This window comes from Chitinispirillales bacterium (assembly GCA_031254455.1).
Classification (GTDB): Bacteria; Fibrobacterota; Chitinivibrionia; order Chitinivibrionales; family Chitinivibrionaceae; genus WRFX01.
Genome location: JAIRUI010000047.1, coordinates 1 through 3,367 on the forward strand (window position 1 = coordinate 1; position 3,367 = coordinate 3,367).

A 3,367-nucleotide genomic window follows, 5' to 3' on the forward strand; every position below is an offset into this window, starting at 1 on the left:
CCTGCTGTTTTTCAAAGAAAATGCTAAACCATTTCAAAGCATTTAACCTTGCTTTCTTTTATATCAATTGGGGGTATGTGTGATGCTTAAATTTTATCATACTTTGTAGAACACCTTCAACTATTTTTTTGTTGCGGATTTAAGGGTACTTATAAACCATCAATTTCTGAAGGTTGTCAATGACGAAGTTCAGATGCGACATAAGATTAATACTGCTTTTTTTATGGTTCTACTCTTATTTTCTCAAAATAAAACAAAACAAAATTCGTTTACAAATGTGCAGCAGTGAGTTTTATTGACCAAAATTAAATGAAATATATAATCAGTTTATTTTTTACCTTAACAATATGTTGTTATATCAGCGCCCAGCATCTTAACGGCACGGTATATGGGAAAAGTTCGGATGGCACGATGACGCTTTCCGGAGCATATATCTTTTGGGAAGGAACGCAGCATGTAACAACGAGCGACGCAGACGGAAATTTTGCCATTGACATCCCGCAAACGGGAAAACGGCTTTTAATAGCGTCGTTTGTTGGCTACCAAAACGACACTATTGAGGTTTCAAATGGCGTTAATAAAGTTGAATTTGAATTAATCGAAGGTTTCTTGCTTGGCGAAGCCGTTGTTTCTTCCCGTCGGCGTGGAAATTTTCAATCAAGGATAACCCCTATTCAAACGGAAGTAATTACTGCTGCGGGGTTACAGAAGATGGCATGTTGCAATTTAGCCGAGAGTTTTGAGAACAGCGCCAGCGTTACGGTTGGTTTTACAGATGCCGTTTCGGGCGCAAAGCAAATACAGATGCTGGGTTTATCGGGCATTTACACACAAATGCTCGACGAAAACATTCCTACACTGCGCGGATTGTCTTCTACTTTCGGTTGGAATTATATTCCCGGTCCATGGTTGGAATCCATACAGGTATCGAAAGGGACTTCGTCGGTAGTCAATGGATATGAATCAACGACGGGGCAGATAAATCTGGAGTATAAGAAACCCGACAATACCGAAACGTTATTTCTAAATCTGTTTGGGGCGGACGACGGACGTATGGAAGCCAACATAACATCGGCTACGAAGGTGAGCGAAAATTTATGGACTGGGCTAATGCTTCACGGTTCGACCGAACCGTCGGAACATGATGCAAATCATGACGGTTTTTTAGATATGCCAAAAACCAAATTGTTCAACATATACAATCGCTGGATTTACAACAATCAGGAAAAAGAGATTTCGTCGCGGTTTGATTTCAAATATTTGTACGATACCCGAGACGGAGGTCAAATTGCTGAAATAGCCAATTATCAAACGCATATTGAAAACAATAATCTTTCACTTTCAAACAAAACTGGTTTTGCATTTGGCAGTAAGGAAGAGCAAAGTATTGGGATTATCAACAGTTTCAAGCGTCACGAAATAAATTCAGTTTACGGAGCAAAGGAGTACAGCGGAGTGCAGAACAGTTATTACAGTAATGTATTAGTTTCGTCGTATATGGTAAACACGTCGCACAAATATACTGTCGGCGGGAGTTTTATGTATGATAAATACGACGAACATTATACCGACCTTTTACCTATACACAATCCTATACCTCATCCTCCATATCCTTTACCCGTTACGCCTATTCCGCTTTTAAGAGAAGAGATAGTTTCTGGCGTCTTTGCTCAATATACATATTCATATCTTGAGAAAATGATTGTCATTATCGGTTTGCGCGGCGACTGGCACAATCGCTACGGATTTCTGTTCACGCCGCGAACAAACATAAAGTACAATTTTACGGATAATATTATTTTTCGTGCGTCGGCGGGTCGCGGATTTCGTTCGCCAAGCGTTATCTGCGAAAATATCGGTTATTTGGCTTCGTCGAGAGAACTTAATGTTGCATCCATTAAAGACCTCACCATTGAAAAGGCTTGGAACTACGGAGCAAACCTCACATTTTACATTCCGATGCCTGACGACAGGACTTTTAGTATTAGTATGGATTATTATCGTACTGATTTCGACAATCAGGCAATTATTGATATGGAATACGACAGGAGCCGAATATATTTTTATAATTTGCACGGCAAGTCGTATGCCAATGCCTGCCAAATTGACGTAAATACAACGCCATTCAAAGGTTTTGATATATACGCCGCCTTCAGACTGAGTGATACAAAAATCACATACAGCGAAAACGGACAAAACATCACGGTAGATAAGCCATTGCTGAACAAATATCGAGGACTTGTCAATTTGTCTTACGCAACAAATTTCGAGAAATGGAAATTTGACATTACGGCTCAATTTAACGGGAAAAGCCGTTTGCCCAGTGACGGATACAATGGCGATAATGAATGGTCGCCTGCATATCTTATGTATTTCGCGCAGATAAGCAAGAAAACAAAGCGTCTTGATGTTTACGCCGGTTGTGAAAATATCTGGAATTATAAACAAAAAGACCCGATTATCGGCGCAGATGACCCTTTTGGTACGAATTTTGATGCGTCGAGAATCTGGGGTCCACTTATGGGCAGAAAATTTTATGTTGGAATTCGTCTGAGAATAGGTGAGATTAAATAAGAGTTAAAAGTTTTTTAGAATTATAAATTTAATAAATTATATCATGAAAGTAGTACGTAGTATTTTAGTAGTAGTAGCGTTTTTGTTTGCCACGAGTATAGTTTCGGCACAGGATAAAAAAGAAAACGCAAAAGAAGAGCAGGTTGTTTTTTTTTTTTTTTTTCACTGCGAAAACTGTGAAAACAGAATCAAGAAAAATATTCCTTTTGAAAAAGGAGTGAAGGACTTGACCACAGATTTGAGCAAGCAATTGGTGACAATCACCTACAAAACCGACAAAACTGACAGTGATAAATTGAAAAAGTCAATTGAAAAACTTGGCTATATTTGCAAAGAAATGAAAGAAAAATAAAAAAAAATTTGGTGTGTTTGAAAAAAATTCATTCCTTTGCAAAAAATTATTTGGCTTGTCCCTTTGTATTTAATTTGCTCAAATACAAATCAAATTTAAAATTTAATAGTTAGTTTCTGTGTTATGAAGAGTGCCATCGTGAAGATACCACTCTTTTTTTTGTTATATAAACGTAAAACATACGTTCTCGCGGCACAATTCCGAAGTACGCAAAAGTCACATTGTGAATGATAAATATTTAACAAAATTACTACAGGGAATCAATACCGCATTTTTCTAAATTCAAATAATCGTTCGGTATATACTGTTGTTTAAAGTGATTATAATTGATATAAAAGAAAGCAAGACTAAACGCCTTCATATGGTTTTCAAACTTCTTGGAAAAACAGCATGTTTTCCTGAACGCCCGTCTGATACGGTGACGCAATCTACAGTTATTAC

Annotated in this window: 4 protein-coding genes; 3 read left to right on the forward strand and 1 reads right to left on the reverse strand. The window is 37.7% G+C overall.

Annotated features, from left to right (window positions below; genetic code table 11):
• The 3 genes from LBH98_03635 to LBH98_03645 form a co-directional block, all read left to right on the forward strand.
• Positions 1-83, forward strand: an 83-nt coding sequence (locus LBH98_03635; GenBank protein ID MDR0303848.1) for an IS1 family transposase, incomplete at its 5' end; no start/stop codon positions are given.
• A 226-nt stretch (positions 84-309) separates the two neighbouring features.
• Complete coding sequence (locus LBH98_03640; GenBank protein MDR0303849.1) at positions 310-2,574, forward strand: TonB-dependent receptor; 2,265 nt, start codon at positions 310-312, stop codon at positions 2,572-2,574.
• A 43-nt stretch (positions 2,575-2,617) separates the two neighbouring features.
• Positions 2,618-2,926 carry a heavy-metal-associated domain-containing protein gene (locus tag LBH98_03645; GenBank protein ID MDR0303850.1) on the forward strand — a complete coding sequence of 103 codons (309 nt, stop codon included), beginning with the start codon at positions 2,618-2,620 and terminating at the stop codon, positions 2,924-2,926.
• Positions 2,927-3,176: 250 nt separating this feature from the next.
• On the opposite strand, the gene LBH98_03650 is transcribed toward LBH98_03645, so the two are convergent.
• Positions 3,177-3,367, reverse strand: a 191-nt coding sequence (locus tag LBH98_03650) for an IS1 family transposase (protein MDR0303851.1), incomplete at its 5' end; no start/stop codon positions are given.

What these genes read in the sequence shown, in the direction of transcription:
- LBH98_03640 (MDR0303849.1), top strand. Translation starts at nt 310, where the DNA reads ATGAAATATATAATCAGTTTATTTTTTACCTTAACAATATGTTGTTAT.
- LBH98_03645 (MDR0303850.1), top strand. Translation starts at nt 2,618, where the DNA reads ATGAAAGTAGTACGTAGTATTTTAGTAGTAGTAGCGTTTTTGTTTGCC.